Source organism: Chitinophaga rhizophila (genome assembly GCF_019492185.1).
Lineage (GTDB): Bacteria > Bacteroidota > Bacteroidia > Chitinophagales > Chitinophagaceae > Chitinophaga > Chitinophaga rhizophila.
Genome location: NZ_JAICCF010000003.1, coordinates 1,224,089 through 1,250,762, shown reverse-complemented (window position 1 = coordinate 1,250,762; position 26,674 = coordinate 1,224,089). Strand labels below are relative to the sequence as shown.

Annotated in this window: 15 protein-coding genes; 1 reads left to right on the top strand and 14 read right to left on the bottom strand. The window is 44.4% G+C overall.

Translation table 11 applies throughout. The features are described from left to right. Positions 1–106: 106 nt before the first annotated feature. The 13 genes from K1Y79_RS19675 to K1Y79_RS29640 all read right to left on the bottom strand — a co-directional run bounded on the left by K1Y79_RS19675 (position 107) and on the right by K1Y79_RS29640 (position 22,943). Complete coding sequence (locus K1Y79_RS19675) at positions 107–1,591, bottom strand: MBOAT family O-acyltransferase (RefSeq protein WP_220251868.1); 1,485 nt, start codon at positions 1,589–1,591, stop codon at positions 107–109. After that, positions 1,588–2,862, bottom strand: a complete 1,275-nt coding sequence (locus tag K1Y79_RS19670; protein WP_220251867.1) for a GDSL-type esterase/lipase family protein — start codon at positions 2,860–2,862, stop codon at positions 1,588–1,590. Before K1Y79_RS19670 ends, K1Y79_RS19675 begins: the two co-directional genes overlap by 4 nt. Then, positions 2,834–4,273, bottom strand: a complete 1,440-nt coding sequence (locus K1Y79_RS19665) for an SGNH/GDSL hydrolase family protein (RefSeq protein WP_220251866.1) — start codon at positions 4,271–4,273, stop codon at positions 2,834–2,836. Before K1Y79_RS19665 ends, K1Y79_RS19670 begins: the two co-directional genes overlap by 29 nt. A 44-nt stretch (positions 4,274–4,317) precedes the next feature. Continuing rightward, entirely contained in the window at positions 4,318–4,848 is a 531-nt protein-coding gene (locus K1Y79_RS19660) for a glucosaminidase domain-containing protein (protein ID WP_220251865.1), read from the bottom strand. A 210-nt stretch (positions 4,849–5,058) separates the two neighbouring features. Then, on the bottom strand, positions 5,059–6,807 hold the full coding sequence (aspS, locus tag K1Y79_RS19655; protein ID WP_220251864.1) for an aspartate--tRNA ligase: 1,749 nt from the start codon (positions 6,805–6,807) through the stop codon (positions 5,059–5,061). Positions 6,808–6,894: 87 nt separating this feature from the next. After that, complete coding sequence (locus K1Y79_RS19650; RefSeq protein ID WP_220251863.1) at positions 6,895–7,950, bottom strand: NAD(P)/FAD-dependent oxidoreductase; 1,056 nt, start codon at positions 7,948–7,950, stop codon at positions 6,895–6,897. A 27-nt stretch (positions 7,951–7,977) separates the two neighbouring features. Further along, positions 7,978–10,353, bottom strand: coding sequence for an ABC transporter permease (locus tag K1Y79_RS19645; RefSeq protein ID WP_220251862.1), 2,376 nt, complete (start codon positions 10,351–10,353; stop codon positions 7,978–7,980). A 178-nt stretch (positions 10,354–10,531) separates the two neighbouring features. After that, entirely contained in the window at positions 10,532–16,636 is a 6,105-nt protein-coding gene (locus K1Y79_RS19640) for an alpha-2-macroglobulin family protein (protein ID WP_220251861.1), read from the bottom strand. A gap of 219 nt (positions 16,637–16,855) precedes the next feature. After that, positions 16,856–17,737, bottom strand: coding sequence for a succinate--CoA ligase subunit alpha (gene sucD / locus K1Y79_RS19635; RefSeq protein WP_220251860.1), 882 nt, complete (start codon positions 17,735–17,737; stop codon positions 16,856–16,858). Between the two features lie 65 nt (positions 17,738–17,802). Then, positions 17,803–18,606, bottom strand: coding sequence for an ABC transporter ATP-binding protein (locus tag K1Y79_RS19630; RefSeq protein ID WP_220251859.1), 804 nt, complete (start codon positions 18,604–18,606; stop codon positions 17,803–17,805). A 71-nt stretch (positions 18,607–18,677) separates the two neighbouring features. Further along, entirely contained in the window at positions 18,678–19,421 is a 744-nt protein-coding gene (locus K1Y79_RS19625) for an MlaE family ABC transporter permease (protein WP_220251858.1), read from the bottom strand. Positions 19,422–19,477: 56 nt separating this feature from the next. Further along, the gene (locus tag K1Y79_RS19620) at positions 19,478–20,509 is read right to left on the bottom strand and encodes a hypothetical protein (protein WP_220251857.1); all 1,032 of its coding nucleotides are present in this window, start codon (positions 20,507–20,509) and stop codon (positions 19,478–19,480) included. A gap of 151 nt (positions 20,510–20,660) precedes the next feature. Further along, complete coding sequence (locus K1Y79_RS29640; RefSeq protein WP_220251856.1) at positions 20,661–22,943, bottom strand: NADP-dependent malic enzyme; 2,283 nt, start codon at positions 22,941–22,943, stop codon at positions 20,661–20,663. A 120-nt stretch (positions 22,944–23,063) separates the two neighbouring features. Between K1Y79_RS29640 and K1Y79_RS19610 the strand changes: the two genes are divergently transcribed. Next, entirely contained in the window at positions 23,064–23,504 is a 441-nt protein-coding gene (locus K1Y79_RS19610; RefSeq protein WP_220251855.1) for a DUF4293 domain-containing protein, read from the top strand. A 186-nt stretch (positions 23,505–23,690) separates the two neighbouring features. Here the strand turns inward: K1Y79_RS19610 and uvrA are convergent, their stop codons facing one another. After that, positions 23,691–26,507 (bottom strand): excinuclease ABC subunit UvrA, encoded by a 2,817-nt coding sequence (gene uvrA / locus K1Y79_RS19605; protein ID WP_220251854.1) that lies wholly within the window; start codon positions 26,505–26,507, stop codon positions 23,691–23,693. Positions 26,508–26,674: the final 167 nt, after the last annotated feature.

Below are 26,674 nucleotides of genomic sequence, written 5' to 3'. Positions count from 1 at the left end.
ATAACAAAAAGATAACGAACCAAACAGGCGTTCAGTTGTATAGCTGATCAAATCAAAAGGGCCGTCCCTGGTGAGACGGCCCCGAATAAGATATTTATAATTAAAATCAGAACTGGAGATAGATAGGCATCATCGGCTGGGTGGATTTAACCTGTACCAGCAACCAGATGAATACCACCATGACTACCACACTGGCCACAACCGGCAGTCTGGAAAGGCCCTGTTCAGTATAGCGTTCCATACGTCCGGGAAGGAAGTGCAGGATGAAGGCCAGCAACATTACCCAGAATACCGCCGTATAGCCGTTATACAGTTCGAGCCATACTTCAGGCTGGAAATCGTATACTACCTGATGTATCAGTGCCCAGGCATCCTGGAAAGTACTAGCCTTAAAGAAGATCCAGCAGAAACATACGAAGTGGAAAGTGAAGATGACGCCCCCGACTTTCATAACAGTGCCTACCCATCCGGTAGCGCCACCGCCCCGTGCCTTCAGCCAGTCCAGCCTTACTTTATCAACAGCCAGCGCACCGCCATGCATTGCACCCCAGAAGATAAAGTTCCAGCTGGCACCATGCCAGAATCCACCTATCAGCATGGTTAGCAATAGGTTAACGTACTGACGGATCTTACCCTTACGGTTACCTCCCAGGGGGATGTACAGGTAGTCTCTCAACCAGGAAGACAGGGAAATATGCCAACGCCGCCAAAACTCTGTAATATTTGAGCTTTGATAAGGGGAATCGAAGTTGGGTGGGATCTTAAAGCCAGTCCACCGGGCAATACCCAGCGCCATATCAGAATACCCTGAGAAGTCGCAATAGATAATCAGCGCATATCCGTATACACCTAACAGGCATTCCAGCCCGGTATGTTTAGAAGGATCATCGAAGATATACTGTACGAAGTTCTGATTGATAAAGTCAGAAATCACTACTTTCTTAAACAACCCGGCGATAATCAGGTACATGCCTTTACCGATATCATCCTTATCCAGCACGTAAGGCTGGGAGATCTGGGGGATGAAGTCAGCCGCCCTCACAATAGGTCCCATCATCAACTTAGGGAAGAAAGAGAGGAAAAAGAGATAGTCCATAAAACTATCTACCGGCTTGATTTCGCGGCGGTATACGTCTATTGTATAACTTAGATTCTCAAAGGTATAGAAGGAGATACCGATTGGCAGCAGCAGCTTTAGCGGCTGGAAGTTGGCCAGTTTCAGATCATTGACAATACCTATGAAGAAGTCGGTGTATTTAAAGAAGAACAGCAGGCCGAGGTTCAGTATGATACTAAGTATCAGGAGACTTTTCTGTTTTCGCTTATCTTCTGTGTAATAGATCCAGCGGGACAGGTTAAAGTCCACGATGGCGGATATAATTACCAGCCCAACGTAGTAACCACAGGCTTTGTAGAAGAAATAGAGCGAAAAGATGGTAAAAACGGCTACTCTGCCCTCTTTACTTCTGCCCACGGCCAGATATATAAGGAGGAAAGCGGCAAAGAAATAAAAGAAAAAGGCGCTGTTGAAGAGTATAGGATCATCTTTCTGGTATAGCAAGATCTCCAGCAGCTTATTTACGTCAATCATTCAGCTGTATTTTTATAAGTCTTTTCTACTTTTAAGAATTTGTCATAGCTGTTACGCAATGCTTCGTACAGCAGTTTGCCCTGTAGTTGGTACCCACGGCTGTTAAAATGAATATGATCTCCCTGCCATCCGCTGGCAAAGCTGGACGTCATAGCCTTATTAACAGCATTAAAGTTCCAGCATGCCAATCCGTTTTCCTTGCAGTAGCTAACAATCTGTTGGGTGATAACTGCTACATATGGGTTTGGATAATAGGCAACACGGTAATATGTTTTGTACTTCTTACCTACTTTTCTGCGGTAAGGCTTTTTACTGACCCGTTTACCTTCAGGTGGAGTAGTGAGTATGATACATGCATCGGGCTGGTATTTCCTGATGGTCTTCACCGTTTCATCCAGCTGTGTTCTGAATAACTGGCCGTTCATACTATTATGCGCCTCATTGGTGCCAAGCGATACGATAACCAGTTGTGGTTCTATTACCTGCATCTCAGCAATGAGCGTATTCCGGTTGTCGTTATATTGCTGAAAGGTAGCACCATTGATACCTACGGCACTGTACAACACGCCGTTATTTCCGTTTTGCAATAAGGCACCGTAGAACCTGAAGGGCTGAGTATTCTTTCTGTCCCATCTTACCTGAAAGGACTTTACGGCCTCAGGGAAGGTGACAGACGCTTTTCTTAAGGTCGTTACGTCGGCATCAAACGGCATTGCGGAAATATCAACGCCTGCTCCCGGGATGGTTATTGGGGCCTCTTCACTACCGGCGTCATAGAATAGCTCGACCTGCCGGATGTTGTTATCCATCTTCTCATCGTCTTCTTTCCCACTATAGGCCAGCGCAGGTGCGTCATTTCTGGAAGTGATCACGATAGCGCCTGGTCCGAGTATGTCTGTTGATTTATTTCTGTCAATGATTCGGTCTACCTCCCATCTGCCGGTACTATTCCAGCGATAGTCAGAAGGGCCATTTGTATTAGCCAGATTATAGGGGAACACCCAGCCCCTGCCTGCACTTCCAAAATCCTGTTGCAGGAAGAAAGCAGTAGTAAATGGAAAGAAGCCTGCCTGGATATGGGAGTCTCCCACATGCAGGACAGATACAACATTGCTATCAGCCTGATGTAATGCCCGGAAGAAACGATTGAGGGCAGTATCCTGTGCGATAGTGTTCACCTGCGCAACAGCTACGCTGCTGATGGTAGTCAACACTCCCGCAAAAAGACTAATAATTCCTTTCTTACTGGCGTTCCAGCTGCATATATTCATCCATCATCGCTTTATACAGCAGCGCCCCTACCTTGGCCGCTCCCTGTCGGTTAAAATGCGTGTAGTCTTTATTAGCCAGCACCGGATCACCCTGTACCCAACGGATCATAGAGTTTTCCCCTCCCATTGCAGCGTAAAGGTTCCAGTAGGCAGTACCATGCATTTTGGCCAGGTCATGTTGTACCTTCAGCAATGCGGTTACGCCAGGTGCGGTTACATAATTTCCACTTTTCTTGTATGATTTATCGGCTGTACTAATTACGAGGAAAGAAGCATTAGGGATATCATTACGGAGTGAGTCCATAACTTTTTTCATAGGGTCACCATACCATTTATAGTCGGTCAGCTCAGGCTTCCACAACACATTGGCACCATAATGTAATACAATCAGGTCATAGGGATGTTCAGTCTGCATCTCGTGCAGTATCCTTCCTGACAGTTTACCCAGCTCTATACCACTGATACCGCGGAAGGAGAAGTTATCTACATAAACGCCGGTATCGCCTTCAAAAGAGACGCCATATAATGGAGCAGCGGTACCGCCGGCCCATTTGATAGTTACCTGCCTGGCAGAGTCCATCCGGAGAGACAGCTTGTTAACAGCCTGGTTGCCGGAAAGGGTATATGACTTATCATTTATTGAGATATTACCAGCAGAGGCAGGACCGTATAATACGCTCACCTGTTCAAATTTGTTCAGGCCGCGCTTTTTTACAGGCTGGTATTTTATCCAGCTGGACCCTGCCGGCATGAAGGTATGTCCGGAGATGCCGAGTAATACGTTTGACGGAGGAAGTTGCTTGTAGCTATAGTCTTTCCAGTCTTTGGAGAAGGTGTGTGTAATGGTGGTCCGGAAACCGGCTACTACTGAGGTGACTGGTACAAAGCCAACACCCTGCCCGCCGAAGATACTTTGGAGACTATCTCTAAGATCTTCTGTGATCAGGTCGCCCTCAATCATGGAGTCTCCGAAGTACGCGATACGTACTTTCTTCCTCTTTTTGGCCTTCAGCTCATCCAGTGCAACCAGGAAATGCTCAAGCCCTGCAGTAACGGTACTGTCTGTACCTGCCGGGGGATGATAATTCAGGATGCCTGTATACGTAGTGAAGTTATGCAGATGATCTGGATCGGGAATAGACGTACCTGCTGCAATAGCTGCAGTATCCAGGTTCCTGCCATTGGCAGTGTCAATGCTTCCGGGTTGGGTAGCGCCTGCATAAGCAGTGCTATCGTTTATTTCTGAAGGTAATGAAGGGGCATCTTTTCTAACGTCGGCCAACATGTCCAGCGGACGGGTTGTAAATTCATTGATAGAGAAGCTGTTCTTAATGAGTGACAGTGCCACTAAACACACTAAAGTCCCCGTAATGATGTAAAAAGGATAGGCAGATTTATTATTGCCGGACATAGCTGCTGAATCTGATTTGTTCGTATAAGACTACAAACTATAAATTAACGCCCCGTATATGCCATTTGCTCATCCAGTTTGTACAATTTATAGCGACTGATCATGCTTGTAACTCTTTTGACCCATTCATGTCCTGCGGTGGAGTAACCACCATGATTCATGTTTTTGAGCCAGAGTTTGTATTCGGTATTCCCTTTCAATGTAGAGAACCATTTCTTTTTCTTCACCATATTCGCGAAGTAATCAAACGATGCTTCCGGACTGGCGAACTCTTTATATCTGGAGCGATAACTTACTCCTTTCTTTTTATGTAAGGAATTGCGTCCCACAATCCCAAAATGGTTGTGTAAGTATTTTGCGTTCTTACTTGTACCCATTCCTGATTCCAGCATAGCCACCCCCAATATCACACTTGCTGGTATACCCGTCTCATTCATAATACGGATAGCCGTAGGTTTATACTTTTTCACATAGTTAGTTGCGTAACGTTGTGAGAAGGCACTGTTTCCCAACAGCAAAAGTATACCGAGCATAGCACAAAACCATCCGCTGCTGAACATTTTCTTAGATGTCATGGCAGAATTGTTTTTTGTCCTGGCAATATAGTTGAAATATTTGTACAATATGACTATAACTTGTTAAAATTTAATAATCTATTCTAATTTAAATCCGTGTCAATTAGAGCTACTCTTTTAGTTAGCACCAATCCCCCTTAACACCGTATTATCAGCATCAAGGGGGATTCAGTTCTTTGTGCCACCCACATAGTCAAACACTATGCCAATCTACTTTACCAGGCTGATCTTCAACTCTTTCAATTGAGTCTGATCAATTGCGCTTGGTGCATCGAGCATGACGTCGCGGCCGGAATTATTTTTAGGGAAGGCAATAAAATCGCGTATTGTTTCACTTCCACCGAGGAGGGAGCATAGGCGGTCAAAACCGAAGGCGATACCGCCGTGTGGTGGTGCACCATACTCAAACGCTCCGAGCAGGAAGCCAAATTTATGGTCAGCTTCTTCTGGACTCATACCCAGTGCAGCAAACATCTTTTCCTGAAGGTCACGCTGGAATATACGGATAGATCCGCCTCCCACTTCTGTACCGTTCAGCACGATATCATAGGCGTTAGCTTTGATGTCGGCATATTTAGACAGGTCATTCATCCACTCGATATGTTCTGGTTTAGGAGACGTAAATGGATGGTGACGGGCTACCCAACGGTTTTCTTCTTCAGCATATTCAAACAGCGGGAAGTCGATCACCCAAAGTGGCTTAAATACACTTTTATCTCTGAGGCCAAGGCGCTCACCCATCTCAAGACGCAGTTCACTCATTGCCTTACGGGTACGTTCTTCCTTACCTGCCAGCACCAGGATCAGGTCACCTGGTTCTGCCTGACATTTCTCAGCCCAGCCCTTCAGTTTCTCTTCATCAAAGAACTTATCTACAGAGCTTTTTAGTGTTCCGTCAGTATTGTACCGGGCATAAATCAGGCCACTCATACCGATCTGAGGGCGTTTCACCCATTCAGTCAGTTCGTCCAGCTGCTTACGGGTATAGTCAGCACATCCTTTTGCACAGATGGCTACAACCAGCTCAGCTTCATCAAACACTTTGAAATTATTTCCTTTGGCGGTACTATTCATATTCACCAGTTTCATCTCAAAACGGATGTCTGGTTTATCATTACCATAGAACTCCATAGCATCGTCCCAGGTCATACGTGGGAACTGGCCTTCAAAGCTGATACCTTTGATTTCCATGAAGATATGCTTCAGCATGTCTTCAAAGTTAGTAAGGATATCTTCCTGCTCAACAAAGCTCATTTCACAGTCAATCTGCGTGAACTCTGGCTGACGGTCAGCACGTAAATCCTCATCACGGAAGCACTTTACAATCTGGTAGTATCTGTCATATCCGCTTACCATCAGCAGCTGTTTGAACGTCTGCGGAGATTGCGGTAATGCATAAAACTCATTATCGTTCATACGGCTGGGTACGACGAAGTCACGAGCGCCTTCTGGTGTAGATTTAATCAGGAAAGGCGTTTCAATATCCATGAAACCTCTGCTATCCAGATAGTTACGTGCAGCTCTATTTACGCGGTAACGCAGTTCCAGGTTCTGCTTCACGATGTTACGACGCAGATCCAGGTAGCGATACTTCATACGTAACTCATCACCACCATCTGTATCGTCCTGGATAGTGAAAGGAGGTGTTTTGGCAGCATTTAATATAGTAAACTCACTTACGGTGATTTCAATATCACCGGTAGGCATATTTGGATTCTTGTTAGAGCGCTCAGTTACTGTACCCTTTGCCTGCAGAACGAACTCACGACCCAGGGGTTGTGCATCCAGCTGCTGATTAAAGGATTCTCCTAGTAACAGCTGCGTTACGCCGTAGCGGTCGCGCAGGTCCACAAACGTGATACTTCCGAATTTCCTTATCGTCTGAACCCAGCCAGACATTGATACCTGTGTGCCCTGATGCTCCAGTCTAAGCTCGCCGCAAGTGTGCGTTCTGTACATATACTTATATTATAAAGTTCAACTTTTTGTTTTCCGGGGGGTCGAGGCCCAAACGGTGGGCAAAGATACATTTTGCCGCCAGCATTTCTACCCCTTATACTTGTTAAAAAACCGTTTAATGTCTATATCAGGCCGCAGCGGAGTGTTTTGCAGCAGATGCGCCGCAAACTCTGCTGCTATAGCCGGAGCAAGAGAACTGCCCTTGGTCCCGAGGCCGTTAAATATACCTAAAACCCTCGATACCGGATGCATCCCTATTATTGGCCGCCGGTCTGTACCTGAAGGCCGCACTGCCGCCTGCTGCTCAAGGATCTTATAAGGAACCTTCAGCAACTGCTGTAGTCCATTTTCCAGGAAAGCCCTTTTGTCTACGGTGGGTGCTTCATCAGGGAAATTCCAGGCAAAGGTGGATCCTACCCAATAGGTATCTTCACCACGGGGTACCAGGGAAACACTCCTTTTGATGATATCAGGGGTTGAAAAACCGGGAACTTCTACATATAACACCTCACCTTTATTGAGGAGGAAAGGAACATAGTTAAACCAGGGGTTATTCACAATGGCTGCACCTTCACAGAAAATAAGGTAACGTGCAGTAATATCGCCATACTTTACACCAGTAGCATTGACTTCCAATAGATTAAGGTCAAACCTGCTTTCGTTCAGACTGTTCCGGCTGATAAGGTAGTCACGCCAGGCAGGCAGTAAATGGTGAAGTAGTACAGTACCTCCTTTTACAATGGCAGCCCCAAATGGCTGATCCAGCCACTGCTCATAACTGGCCAGACGTTCCGGGGAAACATCTTCCATATAGGAAAGGCCTGTGGTACGCTCTGTAAAAGCCTGCCTGAGCTGCGCAGACGGCAAGACGTTATAGATATCTCTTTCTATAAAAACGGGGATGCCCAGTAACGCTTCCAGTTCCCTATACACCTTTACAGCCACAGGGTAAATATTATCATATTCCCAGGCAACAGTGAAACGGCGGCCAGACACAGGATTTACAACTCCTGCAGCCACACGGGAAGAGCTATTAGCCTTATACTCATCCATCACTAATACAGACTGTCCTGCCTGCATCAAGGTATAGCTTAATACAGTACCTGCAATACCCTGTCCTATAATCAGAAAATCTATATTCATCAGGGCCGCAAATTACAATCCTTCCGGCTATTCTGACCGAAGGCTTTTTACCGGATTCATTAAAGCCGCCCTTACAGACTGAAAACTGATTGTTATCAGGGAGATAACCACAGCTGCTAATCCTGCCAGCAGGAAGACCCACCAATGCACACTTACCCGGTATGGGTACTGTTGCAGCCAGACTGACATAGCCCACCATGCGAAAGGGAAGGCTACTCCGCATGCAATCAGTACCAGTCGTAAAAACTCTTTTGACAAAAGGGTTGTAATACCTGCAACGCTTGCCCCCAATACCTTCCTTATACCGATCTCACGCGTCCTTCGTTCTGCAGTATAAGCTGCTAGTCCAAATAGTCCAAGGCAGGAGATGATCACTGCTAATAAAGCAAATACGCGGGACAACCTGTTTATCAGCATTTCAGTCTGGAACATGTTATTAAACTGATCATCGACGAAAGTATATTCAAAAGGATATCCGGGATTAGCGCTGGTAATGACGCGCTCTATTGCGACAACTGCATCTTCAGGCCTGGCAGCTGCTTTCATACGCAGATACATTACATTGGCAAACTGTGGCATATTATAAAACAATACAGGGTCTGGCGTACTATACATATTGCCATACACATAGTCTTTTACTACACCGACTACTGTTAAAAACATGGAGCTACCTTGCCCTAATGGCATTTCAATTTTCTTCCCTACTGCACTTCCTTCCCCCATCTTTGTAGCAAGGGAAGAAGTAATGATTATACCTGTACTATCCGCACTGCCTTCATTGAAATCTTTACCATCCACCAGTTCCATACCCATCGTGCTGATGAAGCCTGGACTTGCCAGTCGAGTTGAGATTAGTATATTACTATTTTCCGGTTTCCCAGCCCATTTCAACCCGCTTGTATTATTACCATCATACAGGGTAGGGTGATCTGATAATGCGACACTTTCTATCATACCTGTATTTAGTAGCTCCTGTCTGATACCTGGGTAGTTGTTCAGCATTTTCCCTTTCAGATCTATACTTAATAACCTTTCCTTCCGAAAGCCGATATCTCTGCTTTTAACATGACTTATCTGCTGATAGATGATCACTGTAGAAATAATCAGTACGATGGATATGGTAAACTGTAATACTACCAGCCCTTTCCTGATAAAGCCGGCTCCGCCTATTTTGAAACCAATACCCTTTAGAACCACAACCGGATTAAAGGAAGATAAATACAGCGCAGGGTAACTGCCAGCTGCTATTCCACAAAATAAAGTGATTACAATTAGCGCAGTAATATGAACAGGTTTGTCAAGTCCAATGGCCAATGTCTTGCCTACCAGCGCACTGGCGGCAGGTAATACAATCACTAATATCAATAGTGCAAGTATACAGCCAAGGGCAGCCATTAGTATAGCCTCGCCGATAAACTGGGCAATCAAACCTTTTTTATTTGCCCCCATTACCTTTCGTACACCTACTTCCCTTGCACGTTTCTCACTACGGGCGGTGGATAGATTCATAAAATTAATACAGGCGATCAGCAGAATAATCCATGCCAGTAAAGAGAACATACGTACGTATGTAATACGCCCGCCAGCTTGTTCACCATTCTTAAAAGTCCCATACAGATGCCAGTCGTTCATGTTGAATAGAAACAGACGATTAGTGGCTTCCTTTACTTTTTGCTGAAGGAAGCCATGCAGCCGACCATTAACTACATCAGGAGCAACATTAGGTGCCAGCTCTACGTATGTTAGCGGAGAACTGTTAGTCCATACTGATAGCTGTTCTCTATGCTGCTGAAAATAGATATCAAACGGCGCTACCCATTCAAAACGGAAAGAGCTATTCTCCGGATTATCTTTCATTACTCCTGTTACCACATATTCCTGTTGATTATCTACCATTATTCTCCGGCCTACAACGTTCTTGTCCTGACCGAAGAACTTCAGCGCAGTACGCTGTGAAATGACAATAGAATAAAGGTCACGGAATGCTACCGAGGAGCTTCCTTCCAAGAAAGGAATGGTAAACATATCAAAGAAGGAAGCATCTACATATCTGCCACTGGCATATACAGCCTTGTCACCTGTCCTTACGAGCAATGAGGGAGAATAGTCTGTCATGCGGCAACTGTTGACTATACCAGGTATTTCAGCTTTTATAGCAGGTCCGGTTAGTCCGGGAGTAGAACCGAATGTGCGGATATCACCCCCATAATATGAGTTATTCATTACAGCATACAGCCTGTCCTTTTTAACATGAACATCATCAAAGTTAACCTCGTCTTCTACCCATAGAAAAATTACGCTAGCGCAGACTATACCTATAGCCAGCCCGAATATGTTCAGGAAACTATAGGTTTTGTTTTTCCAAAGGCTGCGTAAGGTTGCTTTCAGGTAACTCTTGAACATCTTTCTGTTTTTTATAAGACACTTACCGTAGTTGGTTCCAAAAGAATGCCACGTAACGAACAATTGATTATCAATATCATACAAACAGTCCACTGTCCGGTTTTAGTACAGAAACGTCCGGTTTCAAAAAAAGCGGATGGTTGCCCATCCGCTTTAACAATTAGTCTAAAGATATTTCTTACTCAGTCACCTTTACTCTGATTCCTTCGCTATGTGCACTGAACTCGGGCGCGTACATACACTGTGCTGTACTGATACCATTGCTAAAATTACCCTGATGGGTCACAAACAATGTATATTCAAACACATAAGTACCTCTTGGCAAGCGGCTGAAGAAGAAATTGGTACTCGCATCTTTTGTGCTTTCATAATAACTCACACCGTTCTGCCATTTGCTTTCACTCAGTACACTGGTCGGTTCAAAACATGCAGCACGCATATCTTTCAGATGTACGTATTCCATATCACGATCTACACGCAATATGATACGGGACTTAACCTTACTACCCACCTTCAGGCTATTACCATCAGTTACAGCAGTAAGCACAGGGCCTTTCTCTGTATTCTTCTCAATAAACAGTTCTTTCTGCAATTGAAGTGGAGTTGCTGCACTGGTAATCTTGTCCAGCTGCTCAAAGTATTGCCAGTAAGCAGCGCCCCATGACGGCTGCCCTTTACTATCTTTTACGGTAACAGTTACTGTTCCCATATCAGGCTTTACTTCGGTAGTATTAAGCCGTTTTTTGAAGTAGCCGGTACCAGCTTCTGTTTTTTCCTGCTCGCTGCTTACTGTAAGAGCGCCAGCCTTCAGACTTACCTGCGCAGTAGTGCTTAACCAGTTCTCACCACCTAACAGCATTGCATAACAAGCATCTGCTGTTGATTTAGTTGTAGGCCAGCTATTAGTCTGTTTGTTCTTCAGCAGCCATGTTTTCATATCTCCTATTGCGGTGGCATCGTTAGTTACTTCTTGAAACGCGGCAATCAGCATCGCCTGTGTTTCCACAGGAGCTTCATACCACCAGTAACCACCAGTCAGATCTTTCCAGCTCATGCCAGTCTCCCGATTAACAATAGCACGGTCTTTCAACGAGGCAATAATTTCTGTTGCTGTTTTTACATCTGCACTTCTCTTAAATACTATTGCAAGCATAGCCTGTGAATTAATGTTCAGCTTAGGCCAGTATTTCTTAGCTTGTGTGATGTAGTACTGGTAGGCTTCCCTGTATTCGTTTGGCAGCTCTACTTGCTTCAGCAGCCGGCGTGTATACAGGTAATGTACTTCCATTGGTCCTATATGCTGCTGATTCATATCTACCTTCTGTTGCTTCAGGCGGTTATATGAGGCATCAGTTTCTCTATCGGCATATGCCAGACCTTTAGTAACTATATTTTCCACATCATCATTTGTCTCTGCGTCCAGCGCCTTTAATTCCTGCAAACGGCCAATTCCGGCGAGTATATATTGCGTGATGTAACGGTCAGCCCACATTCCATTGAACCATGGGAAGGCACCGCTGGAAAGCTGCCGGTCTTTTAACTGTTCAATAGCTTTCTGCTGTTCGCCACTCATACGCTGAAGATCAAACAACAATGCAATTTTACTCTTCTGCGCAGCCTCATTCTTTGCTTCAAGCACCCAAGGAGTTTCCTGTAGCAAAACAGATTTCAACTCTTCATTTTTCTGCAGGTTACTTAATAATGCGGCAGTATCAGTAGTACGCCATTTTTCAAAGATTGCTTTTACGCCTGGTGCAGCATTGGAAATGTACGAAGCGAGTGTATTTGCATAATACCTGTTGAATATCTGTTCAGAACATTCGTATGGATATTCCATCAGGTAAGGTAATGCCTGCACTGCATTCCAGGCAGGATTAGATGTATATTCCAATGTGAAGGAGTGCTGTTGCAATGTTTCAGATTCACCACTCTTCAACATCTTAGGCATGGTAAAGGTACGCGTACCGTCACCCCTCATGGACAATGGCATTGTTTCTGTTACCAGCATCGTGTTGGTCAGTACAGGCAGCGCACTTTCTTCACCATCACTGTATTTGTCTGCCGTAGCTATAATCCGGTATACCAATGAACTATTAAAATTGAAAGGAATTTGTACCGGGAAGCTAACAGCTGTACTTTGTTCTTTCTCTACTGTAAAATGTTGTACAGGAAACAGATTCTGGAACCATCCATCTACTGGTTGCATAGTTGCTGCATCCAGTAATTCTAGCCTTGCCTCGCCTCTAAGTTGTTTATCCGCCAGGTTACTAATCTTGGCAGAAAACTCAATCTTATCTCCTTCACGCATGAAGCGGGGTGCATTTGGTTGTACCATCAGTGCTTTCTGCGTAACAATACTTGATTCTGCTGTACCAAATGCTGCCTCTTTAGTATGTGCAAGTGAAAGGAAATGCCAGCGTGTTAATGCTTCAGGAACTGTAAATTCAAAGCTGATGTTACCATCCTTATCGGTGCGCAGGGCTGGCATGAAGAAGGCAGTCTCATTGAAGTTCTTACGTGGTTGCACTTTCTCTTTAGAAATCGTGGCCTGTTCGGCAGCGCCACCCAATACCTCACTCTCCATATCAACAGCTGCTGCACGTATATTTTCAGCTTGCACTGCCATCACCGGCGCAGCAGGCATAGGTGCAGAATCATACAACTTATTATATTCAGCAGAACCGGAACGGGCAACAGCGCTACTCATCATTCTTTTTTTCCTGTTTGTTGCATAACCGACTATTCTCACTTCTGCTGCATCCTTCTCTGATTTATTTACCAAGAGATATGCATTGTCACCCATGCTACCGCCTTCATTGCCTTCCCAGTCAATCTGATCAAATGTCTGATCAATTTGAGCTGCTATACCAGGCTGCCATATGTTATTATATTCCTGTGAATATACGCCTCTGAAGTTATCATTGCCTGCCCAAAAGCGGAACGGTGTCAGATAGCTATCTAAAAAAGGAGCTGTATAAGCATGTTTGCGAAATTCATCAAGGGAAGCATCATACATAGTGGCCAGCATTTCTGCAGCTACCTGCTCACCTTTATAGCCTTTAATTTTCACCTGCCATTTTTCCTTTTCGCCAGGTTGCAGTTTATCGCGGTGTGTACCGATAGTAATATCCAGCTGTTTATTTGTCCAGGGTACATTGACAGTTTCGCTTTCAAGATAGATGCGATTGTCCTTAACGAATGCATACTGGAAAACAACATTACCCCGGTCAGCTTCCTGCACATCATAGTCTCTGTTTGCTATACTGTTATTAAGCGTAAAGCTGCTAAATACTTCCTGTTTATTCTGCTGCTGAAATAGCTGTAGTACATGTACATCATTTGCAGCAGACCCTATTTTTATCTGTTTCTTTGCTCCTGGTTCAATGGGTCCTCCTTCTGCGTATTTCCAGATATATGATGGATAAGCAGGCTTCTTTGCAGCAGGGTCCACTACTTCAAACAACTTCTTTTGTACCACTTCTTCACCATACTTATCTTTGGTGCTTACCTGTACCTCATACCAACCAGCGTCTAACTTTCCTTTTACCAGCTTCACCTTTGCATTCTCAACAGTGGTTACATTCAACGATGACATTTCACCAGCCCTTTCCCAGCTTTCCTGTTTGTTTTCATCATTGTAAATGTCATTAGGAAATAGACGCTGAAATTCAGCTTGAGACATGACAAACTGATCCGGTTTACGCCAGTATCTTGCTCTCAGCAACCTGCTTGGCGGTTTAACAGTATTTACAACTACCTTCACATTAGCAGCTTCAAACACACCATTGAGATTCTGTGTGACCAGCTTTACAGAGTCCAGCGTTTTTGCTGTTACTCTGTCAGGCAGCTCTATGTCTATTTCCAGTGCCTGATATCCGGCATTTACCAACTGTTCCTCACTGTGTGTTTCTCCATTTATGTCTGTGATTGTTGCTGATACAGTGTAGGTAAATACCGGCTTCTGAGATGCCGGCACTTTGTTATCCGGCAGCGCAGGAAAAGTTACACTGAACGTTCCGTCTGCACCTGTCGTACTCTGTCCGTGTGTGATCTCACGTGTGGTACCCCGGTAAGGAGATCTCCACATTAGCCACGGATAAGGGAATCGTGTATTTCTGACAATCCGGTATTCTACTTTTGCACCTGTAATATTATTACCTGCATAAGCTATTGCTTTCGCAGTAACCTTCACCGAATCATTTACACGGTAAGTGCCACGTACTGGCGCAAACTCAACATAGAACTTAGGGCGCTTGTATTCTTCCACACTGAAAGATACCTCTGCGTCTGTGTTCGTTTCTTCAATACTAAATTCTCCATTTAATCGGTTTGAAGGTAATGTGAAACGGCCGGAAAATGCACCAAATTCATTTGTTGTAAGACGTATTTCTTCAATAGTCTGACCTTCTGTATCCTTCAGCAATACAACCGCTGCTTTGTCTGCTACTATAGTTGCTCCCTTACCATTTTTGGACAGCATAATTCCTTTGAAATGCATTGTCTGCCCAGGACGATAAATTGCTCTGTCAGTAAACAAAAAGCTTTTGTAATTTTCTTCCTGCCCTTCGGATTCCTGCTGATATTTGTAGTTGTACACATATTTATGATCATCCAGATACAACTGATCATTCCCACTTATCCATTCCAGTTTGACATCCTGACGAAGATTTGACCATTTAACATCAATCTTTCCTTCTTTATCTGTGGTATATGTTTGTACCAGCTGTAACTTTTCTTTTTTACCGTCATCATTGAAGCTCCATACATTCAGTTTTGTATTAGGCAAAGGTTGCCCACTCTGACGATGTAAGGTATAGAACCGGTTAATAATATCGTCTGCATTAAATTCATGCAATACGTAACTGATATTGGATACATGAATAAACTGTATTGCCATCAAATTATCTTCCAATGAGAAGTTACTCTTTACACTGGCCAGCACTACGTACATACCCAGCGGTAATCCGTCTACTTTAATTTCAGCTGCATGCTGCAAATAGTCTTCAGACCCGGTCAATGTTTGCTCCCAGCTTTTTACTGGTTGTTTCTCCAGCATCAGCCTCCAGTAACGGTGAGTGGTATCGCGGTAATCACGTTGAGCAGCACGTAGAGAACTTCGGAAGGCCTCATTAATACTGATAACTCTCAGATACAGCTTGTCGGTATTGCGATAGCTTACCAGTGACCGAAATGGTACACCTGGTAGATTAACCAACTCTGTTTGCAGTTCCAGCTGCTTCTGAAGGATACTAATAAGCAGATTGGCGCAGTTTGTACTTCCCTGGTAACCTGGGGCGATTGCTTTTCCCTTCTCGCACAGCTCCTTGGCGTACTTGCTTGCTGCTGATGCGGTCATACCATCGATCATACCTGGCTCCTTCTTATTACTTTCATTATGATAGTATTCTGCCAGCAAATGTATAAACTTGGCGACTTCCTTTTCCCCTGTATATTCTTTTTCCTGACTCTTTAACAACTTGAGGTATAATTCATCTTTGTCAGGCATAATGCCAACCTGATGAATGTATAAGGTTCTTTCCAGATCTACTTCCAGTAATGCTGTTTTGTTATTAGCATGCAAACGCATTAGTTCCTGCAAGATCAGCAGCGCTTTAAACTGAAGCGAGGTGGAATCAGTGGTAGTAAATGTATGATTAACAAATTCAGCCGCTGGTGCAAAAGCAGCAGCATCTGTCAGTTCAAACTGATTTTCAGGGCTGGTGATGAGACTCTCACCAGACTTATAATAGTCCAGTGCACGGTGCGCCAACAGGTCATATAAAGTGGAACGTACCGCACGACCTTCCTTGGAACCTTCAGTGAGAATTACATGGTACTGGCTGATATCTGTCTTTTTCAGCACAGCAGCATCCTGCAAAGAGGCTTCATAAGCAGCAGTGATCTCTCTATGGAGACGTTCCTCGCTCCAGGTGTCTACATCCCTGGATGTATCTCCTGGTACGTCGGTACGACTATATAGCTCGTACCTATGGTTACGCAGGTAGTTCATAAGTAACTCTGCCTGCATACTTTTTAGCACGGCATAAGATATTGGTGAAAAGGCCTGTTTCCTCCAGGCTTTATTTCCGTCAGACGGGCCAATATCTACATATCCGGTGTATTTCACACGATAGATATATGTTTTCAGCAGTTGTGGTTCATTTTTCTCCTTAATTGCATTTGCTGAAATCACATCGAGCGCCTCAAAGGCTGCTCTGTAGAAACTTTTGGATTCCAGTTCTGATACCTTCTTCCATTGGGTGTCATAGTTAAACTGTGCCATAGCATTTGTACAGCTTAGAGTTAATAAAATAAATACAGCTCCGATAAGACGCATACGGGATAGCATAAAATTCAGTTTGTCTCCGAAACAGGATGCAGAAAAATGTCCTATTCCACAGGGTTCCATTATAAAATTCACTAATAATGTTATTGGGGCCAAAAAAAATCCTCCCGCGGATTAACCCATGGGAGGACATAAAATATAATAAGATACTGATTATTATGCTTTTGCAGTCTTCAGCACTTCCGCCATTGTCTTTCCAATGTCAGCAGGGCTTGCTACTACGTGTACACCACATTCAGCCATAATCTTCATTTTAGCAGCTGCTGTATCATCAGCACCACCGATGATAGCACCAGCGTGGCCCATACGACGTCCCGGAGGAGCAGTCTGGCCTGCGATGAAACCAACTACAGGTTTAGTACCGTTTTCTTTGATCCATTTTGCTGCGTCAGCTTCCATGCTACCGCCAATTTCACCAATCATGATGATACCAACAGTCTCAGGATCGTTCATCAGCAATTCAACTGCATCTTTGGTTGGTGTACCGATGATTGGATCTCCACCGATACCAATAGCGGTAGAAACACCCAGACCAGCTTTAACTACCTGATCAGCAGCTTCATATGTTAAAGTACCGGATTTAGATACGATACCGATGTTACCTTTTTTGAAAATGAAACCAGGCATGATACCTACTTTAGCCTCTTCAGCAGTGATTACACCAGGGCAGTTTGGTCCGATCAGGCGGCTATTACGACCAACCAGGAAGTTTTTAGCTTTGATCATATCCTGAACGGGAATACCCTCAGTGATACATACGATCAGCTCAATACCAGCTTCAGCTGCTTCCATGATCGCATCTGCTGCGAAACCTGGTGGAACGAAAATGATAGAAACATCAGCGCCTGTTTCCTTTACCGCATCGCTTACGGTATTGAAAACCGGACGTTCCAGGTGCTTGGTGCCGCCTTTACCCGGCGTAACGCCGCCTACTACCTGCGTGCCATATTCTATCATCTGTGTGGCATGGAATGTGCCCTCTGTACCGGTAAAGCCCTGTACAATCACTTTGCTATTCTTATTAACTAAAACACTCATCGCGCTTGGTTTATTGTTTTATAATAGATATCGGCAAAATTAAAGTCCTAATCCCAATTTCCAAATCAATCTTTTTTTAACTTATTACGCCAATCCTGACTCTGGAACATCTCCATTTGCCTCATTTCCTTTGCATCCCGCAGGAAGTCGGATGCAAATATAAAGTCATTCAGCTTCTCATCTTTGCTGAAAATGATATCTTTATTACTTCCTTCCCACTGCTTACGCCCCTTATACATATATACAATATGGTCACCGCTTTCCATCACGGTATTCATATCATGTGTATTAATTACCGTAGTGATGTTGTACTCAAGTGTTAATTCCTTGATCAGCTTATCAATCAATAATGATGTCTGAGGATCAAGTCCCGAGTTAGGCTCATCACAGAATAAGTACTTAGGATTCAATACAATAGCACGGGCAATACCCACCCTTTTCTTCATCCCGCCACTGATTTCAGCAGGAAACTTCTTGGCTGCATCTTTCAGCTGTACTCTTTCCAGGCACTCCATCACACGGGCCTTCTTCTCCCGGAGGGTACCTTTTCCAAACATATCCAGCGGGAACATCACATTCTGCTCAACTGTCATACTGTCAAACAGGGCTGACCCCTGGAAAAGCATTCCTATCTGCTGACGGATCTCCTTCTTCTCCTGATCGGCCATAGCACCGAAATCCTCACCATTATACAGGATCTTACCAGCATCTACCTCCATCAGTCCCACCATACACTTCATCATTACCGTCTTTCCACTACCACTGCTTCCAATAATAAGATTGACCTTCCCGGTCTCCATTACTGCCGAAACATCCGGCAGAATGATCTTATCGCCAAAGCCCTTCTTAATATTAACCAATTCAATCATAAACAATTACGAATTAGAATCCGAACTACAAAACGCTACAGCAATCCTGTCGTTTGTAATGGGCGAACGTCTTATAACAAAAGTGCGGCCAGCACGAAATCCATAAATAATATAAGTACACAGGTAACAACCACAGCACTGGTACTGGCTTTACCAATCTCTAACGCGCCCCCCTGTACATGATATCCATAATAAGAAGGTACGCTGGCTATAATAAAGGCAAATACGAAAGACTTAAACAAAGCAAAAAAGATATTATAAGCTCTGAAGTCCTGTCTAAGTCCTTGCCAATACTGATCAGATGACAATATACCACCCAGTTCACCTGCCTTCTGGCCTCCCCAGATGCCCAGGAAACCTGCAATACTGATCAGACATGGTATCATAATTACAGCAGCCATAATCTTTGGCAGAATCAGGTACCCCTTAGTATTGATACCCATTATCTCCTGAGCATCAATCTGCTCGGATACACGCATATTACCCAGCTCTGAGGCTATTTTTGAGCCTACCACACCTGCCAATACGATACAGGTAAGTGTAGGTGCAAATTCAAGTATAATGGTGTCTCTTACTATCTGTGCAATAGTTGACCTGGGGATAATAGGGCTTACCAGCTGATAAGCGATCTGCAGGGTAGTCACCCCTCCCATAAACAGTGAAATAATAAGTACTATCCCTAAAGACCCAATGCCTATATCTACACACTGTCGCATAAACTCCTTCCAGAACATACGCATGTTTTCCGGTCTGGTAAACATGCCTTTGAGCATAAGCAGGTAGCTTCCGAAATGATGAAAGAATCTAAATTCCATAACTGGCCAAAGATAGGGAAAAATAGTTGGGACTACATAGCCTCCGGCAGTTCCCGTTATTTAAGACTTCTCACCAGCAGGCGCTTTAGACTACGCTCTATGATCGCACCCATTGTCTTACAACGGGAAAAGACAGGATCCTGGTAGTACTCTGCCAATTCATGGCCCAGCTGACTTATTTTCTCTGGGAATGATACCCTGTCGGTCATAATCACATCCCGCAGGTCCTTTATACGGTGCCGTTGTGTCTTGATCCTACGGGCAATAACTGAACGTTCCTCCTGCTGATACTGCTTCACTACCTCGGCATTGAGATGTTTCATAGCCAGTTCAACAAAAATCCGGTTCTCCTTGAAAAACTGCGGCATATATAATGTCCGCTTTCCCTCATAAAACTGCTGGTCAAAATCAATTGCCCTTATCCTGAACTGTACATCATCAAAATCCTGGGTAATGTCAAAAACAAAGTTGTAGGAACGCATATCTCCCAGCAATCGTACGAAGCAACGCTCATTGAACTTGACAAACTCCTTGGCGATACGCTTAGGGTTAAACTCCGGTCTGTCCAGGTAGTGCAGAATGAACTGGTCTCCGGGTACGCCGGCAATATGTTCTTCTATCAGGGTATTTCCATCAACAATATAGGTAATCCAATAGGGAGATAAGATATGTTCCAGCTCTAGTCCATAGATACGGGAAGCATCTGCGACTTTGATATAGAAGTAGTCGTACACATCATTGTAGGTATTTCTGATCCTGATACGGAAAGGATTTGAATTGCCGAATGTACAGAAGTCAATACGCTCCACCTCCAGGTGTTCTTCTGCAGTAAAATCTCCCCCGGCCTTCAGGATAGAATAGATCCTTTTCAATCCTGCCTGCAGCTGATGATACATACTCTGCGGATAAAAAACAGATTCCCATAAGGTATCCTTTCCACTCTTGTCGTACACCGGAATGCTGTTATCAAAATAACGCATCTCTTCATAAGTGACAGGCAGCTTTACCTCTCTCTCATACAATTTAAGATAGCCTCTGAATGCAGGATTCAGCGGAAAAAAAGCTTTTTTCTTTGATATATGCTGCATGAAAAAAAATTAGGAATTAGGAATTTAGAATCCAGTAGCCCTTCGTCTACAAACGGTATTCCATCATTAAGTTAATGAATCAATACCGATATAAATTCTATTACAGGCATTTATTGCCCATTCCTAATTCCCAATTCTTAATTATTGGAAGTTATTTCTTATCGCAACATTTATGCTGTGCATCCACTACAGCAATATTCACCATGTTCACAATTGAACGCACGGTGCTGCCCAACTGAAGAATATGCACAGGCTTCTTCATACCCAGCAGTACTGGTCCGATGGCATCGAAACCAGCAACTTCCTGGAGCAGATTATAAGCAATGTTTCCTGCTGCCAGATTAGGGAAGATCAGCGTATTCACTTCCTGTCCCATCAGTTCACTGAAAGGATAACTGTCCTTCAGGATCTCCTGGTTGAAGGCCATAGCTGCCTGTATCTCACCATCTACTATCAGGGTAGGATCTTTCTGTTTTACAATCTCGCGCGCTTTAGCAACCATTTGGGCTTCAGGTGTACCACTGGAGCCGAAGCTTGAATAGGACAGCATCGCAATACGTGGCGTAATATTAAACTGCCTTACCTCATTAGCTACCAGCAGTGTTATTTCCGCCAGCTCTTCCGCTGTAGGATTAAAGTTTACAGTAGTATCTCCCAGGAACAGCGGACCGCGTTTTGTATTGATAATATACATACCGGCCACGCGCTTAGCATTCGGCTCCATACCGATTACATGTAACGCTGGACGAATAGTATCCGGGTAATTACGGGTCAGACCAGAGATCAGTGCATCTGCTTCTCCTGTTTCCACCAGCATACAACCAAAGTAGTTACGCTCACGCATTACTTTCTTTGCTTCGTACTGGTTAAAGCCTTTACGCTGACGTTTCTTAAAGAACAACTCTCCGAACTGATGACGCTTTTCGCTCATCTCATCACTCTTCGGATCGATAATCACTGTATCGTCCAGCTCTATACCATGTTCTGCTGCCAGGTTACGGATACGCAGTTCATTACCCAACAGTATGGGATAGGCAATACCCTCTTCCCTCACTACCTGGGAAGCTTTCAGTACTTTCAGGTTATCTGCTTCTGCAAATACAACCTTACGTGGGTCCTGACGCGCCTTAGTACCTATCACACGGAACAACTGATTATCCAGTCCGAGACGCTTGTTCAGTATTTCTACATATTCTTCCCAATTGGTAATAGGTTGCTGTGCAACACCACTTTCCATTGCTGCTCTTGCCACCGCCGGAGCTACATGGCTTAATAAGCGTGGATCCAGCGGCTTAGGGATAATATATCGCGGACCGAAGAACAGGTTCTTCTCATTATAGGCCAGATTCACGATATCTGGTACTGATTCTTTGGCAAGTTCAGCCAGTGCATGTACTGCAGCCAGTTTCATCTCTTCATTGATCTGAGTGGCCCGTACGTCAAGTGCTCCACGGAAAATATATGGGAAACCCAATACGTTGTTCACCTGGTTAGGATGATCAGAACGGCCGGTACACATAATAACATCAGGACGGGAAGCAATAGCCAGATCATAAGCGATCTCCGGATCAGGGTTTGCCATTGCAAACACAATCGGATTTTTCGCCATACTCTTGATCATATTAGGCGTCACTACATTACCTACAGACAGACCAACAAATACGTCAGCATCTTTCAATGCCTCTGCAAGCTCCAGTACTTTAGATGTGGTAGCAAACTGTGTATGCAGCGCGGAGAGATTAGGACGGCCTACATTAATGACGCCATCCTTGTCAAACATAATGATATTCTCCTTTTTCGCGCCCAGTGCTACGTATAGTTTTACACAGGCCATGGCAGCTGCACCAGCGCCATTAACAACGATATTAACCTTATCTATTTTCTTTTTTACCAGTTCCAGTGCATTCAGTAACGCAGCACTGGAGATGATCGCCGTACCATGCTGGTCATCATGCATGATAGGGATCTTCAGTTCTTTTTTCAGACGCTCCTCTATCTCAAAGCACTCAGGACTTTTGATATCTTCCAGGTTAATACCACCAAAAGTCGGCTCCATGGCTTTCACAACCTGTACAAACTCGTCTACGTTTTTTGTGTTCAACTCAATGTCAAACACGTCGATGTCTGCAAATATTTTGAACAATACTGCTTTACCTTCCATTACTGGTTTACCAGCTTCAGGGCCAATATCGCCCAGGCCGAGTACCGCCGTACCGTTACTGATTACCGCTACAAGATTTCCTTTGGCGGTATATTTGTACACGTTTTCTACGTCTTTCGCAATTTCCTTACATGGCTCGGCAACTCCGGGAGAGTAAGCCAGTGAAAGGTCCCATTGAGTTTTGGTGTTCTTTGTAGGTATTACTTCAATTTTTCCAGGCCGCCCCAATGCGTGGTAATCCAACGCATCCTGCTTGTTCTGTTTTCTTGCCATTTCAATAAAAGATTGTTCTTGGGCGTGCAATATACGAAGTATTGAAGGAACAGTGACTAGCACGAAAGAGTAGGTTCACAATATTTACTTATTTTTACCCGGTAAATCTCTCTGACAAACATGATACAACGCATTCAAAGTCTTTACCTTTTATTAGCGGCTGCGGCCGGTGTAGGTACCTGGTTCCTGAATATATGGAAGGCTACAGTTAACGACGGATCGATCAGATATTTTAATGCACAGTCGAGTTTTATAGTGTTTCTGGTCCTCATGCTGATCGTAGGGTTAGCCCTTTTCTGCATTTTCCTGTTCAAAAACCGTAAGCTTCAGTTCCGGCTGACAATATTAAATATCCTTCTGTCCCTAGCGGCAGTTGTGCTGCAATACTTTAAGGTACAGGATACGGCTAACGAGCTCCAGGCCTCTGGTAAACTTATTACTACCGCTACCTATCTGCCAGGCGCATTCCTGCCGGTACTGATATTTATATTTCTATTGATGGCTGCGAGAGGCATTTATAAGGATGAAAAGCTGATTAAATCACTTGACAGACTGAGATAAGACCATCAATTATCAGGAGTTGGCATAAGCGTAACAACCATCCAATAACTGGCTGATAATCAATAATGAACTATTCAAATTTAGCGTTTGAATCAAATAAAAAAAGGAGCAGCCGTATGATTGTCATACGGCTGCTCCTTTTTTTATCCTGATGCCTAGCGGCACTATTCCATTGTTTTATTGGTGTTACAGGTATTGTCCCGTATAACTTTCAGGTACCTTCTTCAACCCTTCCGGTAACCCTGCATATAGTAGTTTTCCGCCACCGGCACCCCCTTCTGGTCCTAAATCAATTACCCAGTCAGCACTACGGATGACATCGATATTGTGTTCTATCACCAGCACACTATGCCCCTGATCAATCAGGGCATTAAAGGAAGCAAGCAGTTTCTTGATGTCATGGAAATGAAGCCCTGTAGTAGGTTCGTCAAATATAAACAGAATATGTCCCTGCGCCTTGCCTTTGCCCAGGAAGGAAGCCAGTTTTACACGTTGTGCCTCACCACCGCTCAGGGTATCGCTGCTTTGACCAAGTTTTACATAGCCAAGGCCTACATCACTCAATGGGCGGATCTTATTACATACATCCTTTTCGTCCTTAAAGAAGTCCAGCGATTCCTCTACGCTCATTTCCAGTACGTCATGGATATTTTTACCTTTATAGGTTACTTCCAGCACTTCTTCTTTAAAGCGCCGGCCACCGCAACTTTCACATTGCAGATGCACATCTGCCAGGAACTGCATTTCTACGATCACTTCACCTTCCCCTTTACAAGCATCACAGCGTCCCCCATCTACGTTGAAGGAAAAATGTTTAGGCTGGAATCCGCGCATCTTGCTCAGCTGCTGCTTGGCAAACAGGTCACGGATCTCATCATAGGCTTTGATATATGTTACTGGGTTGGAACGGGATGACTTACCAATAGGATTCTGATCAACCATCTCAATCTGGGTGATATCATCAACTGCACCTTTCAATGCACGATGCTGGCCTACCCGCTCCGCAAACTCACCTTTCAGTTTCATAAGGGCGGGATACAGGATCTGTTTCACCAGTGTTGTCTTTCCTGAACCGCTCACACCGCTTACTACTGTAAGTACCTGTAAAGGAAAATCAACATCTATGTTTTTTAGATTATGCTGCCGGCATCCTTCCAGAGAGATGGCCTTTTTCCACTTGCGTGTTTTAGCTGGTGGGTCAATACTGAATTGCCCGCTGAGATATTTCCCGGTCAGACTTTTTGTGTCTTTGAGTATCTGCTGATAGTTGCCCGCAAAAATCACTTCTCCTCCCAGGTGACTAGCCAAAGGCCCCATATCAATGATATAGTCAGCTTCCTGCATCATCATCTCGTCATGTTCTACTACTACCACTGTGTTACCCAAGTCGCGCAGTTCCTTTAATACACCTATCAGCCGGCTGGTATCCCGGGCGTGCAGCCCAATACTAGGTTCGTCAAGAATGTACATGGAATTGGTCAGATTACTACCCAGCGAACGGGTCAGCTGAATACGCTGGCTTTCTCCTCCACTCAGGGTATTAGCCACACGATTCAGGGTAAGGTAACCTAATCCTACGTCGAGCAATGTTTTCAGGCGATGATCAATCTCCACCAGGATCCTTTTAGCCACCTGCTGATCGTATTCCGTTAACTGCAACTTGCTAAACCATTCGTAGAGATTGCTTACCGGCATATCTACCAGTTGGGCAATATTGGTATCGGCAATTTTGATATATAATGCTTCTTTCCTCAGGCGTCCCCCTCCGCATTCCGGGCAAATGGTACGGCCACGATAGCGGGATTGCAACACCCGATACTGCACTTTATACAGGTTTTGCTCAACCATTTTGAAGAACTCATTCAGCCCATAAAAATGCTCATTGCCTGTCCACAGTAACTGAAGCTGTTCTTCTGTCAGATCAACAATAGGTTTATGAACAGGGAAATTGAACTTACGGGAAGCCTTGATTAGCGCCTCTTTATACTCACCCATCTTCTCGCCTCTCCAGGGAGCAATGGCATTTTCATAAACACTAAGGCGTTTATCAGGTATAACCAGATCCGCATCTATACCCAATACCTGTCCGAAACCTTCGCATACCGGGCATGCGCCATAAGGGTTATTGAAGGAGAACAGGTTGGGAACAGGTTCTTCAAACTGCATACCGTCCAGCTCGAAGCGGTTGGAAAAATGCTTCATTTCTCCACCATTCACTTCTACCAGGCAGTCGCCCTCACTTTCATAGAAAGAGGTCTGCACACTATCTGCTATGCGATGCAGGTCATCCTCCTCAAAATCCTTCACCACGATACGGTCTACCAACAGGTAAGCCTCTTTAGGCAAGGACGGTTTCTTCTCATCTAGCAGTTCTTCAATACGCAGCAGGGAACCCACTCCTTTCTCTTTGGCATACAGGCGGGAGAACCCCTTCTGCATCAGGATCTGTAGTTCTTCTTTCACATCGCGCTTTTCATGGCGTCGGAAAGTTACCAGCAATTGTACTTTAGAACCGGCGGGTAATTTTTTGATATAGTCTACGACATCACTTACCTCGTGCTTCTTCACGAGCTGACCGGAGACAGGAGAATAGGTTTTACCTATACGGGCAAACAGCAGGCGGAGATAATCATATATCTCAGTCATAGAGCCTACGGTAGACCGGGGCGTACGGGTTATTACCTTCTGCTCGATGGCAATGGCAGGACAGATGCCTTTGATATAATCAACGTCAGGTTTGTTCATGCGCATGAGGAACTGACGGGCATATGCGCTGAGGCTTTCCGCATAGCGGCGCTGACCTTCAGCATACAATGTGTCCATGGTCAGTGAAGACTTTCCTGAACCGGATACTCCGGTTACCACTACCAGCTTGCTTCTGGGGATACCAACGCTTACATTTTTGAGGTTGTGAACGCGTGCGCCCTTAATGAAAATCTGATCTTGCGTACTAACTGACTGATCATCAGTTATAGTTTCCGTTTTCTTCACTTTAGTAGCCATAATGGATGCAAAAATACCGAAAGTAAACCATTCCGGTGGATTTCCATTCTTCCTGAACGTGTTATGTACGAAACCTGCAACAGTGGGTCAATTCAGCTGACTTGCGACTATATTAAATTGCTGGAAAATTGCACAAATGAGGGATTGTTTTATTGAACTATTACTCT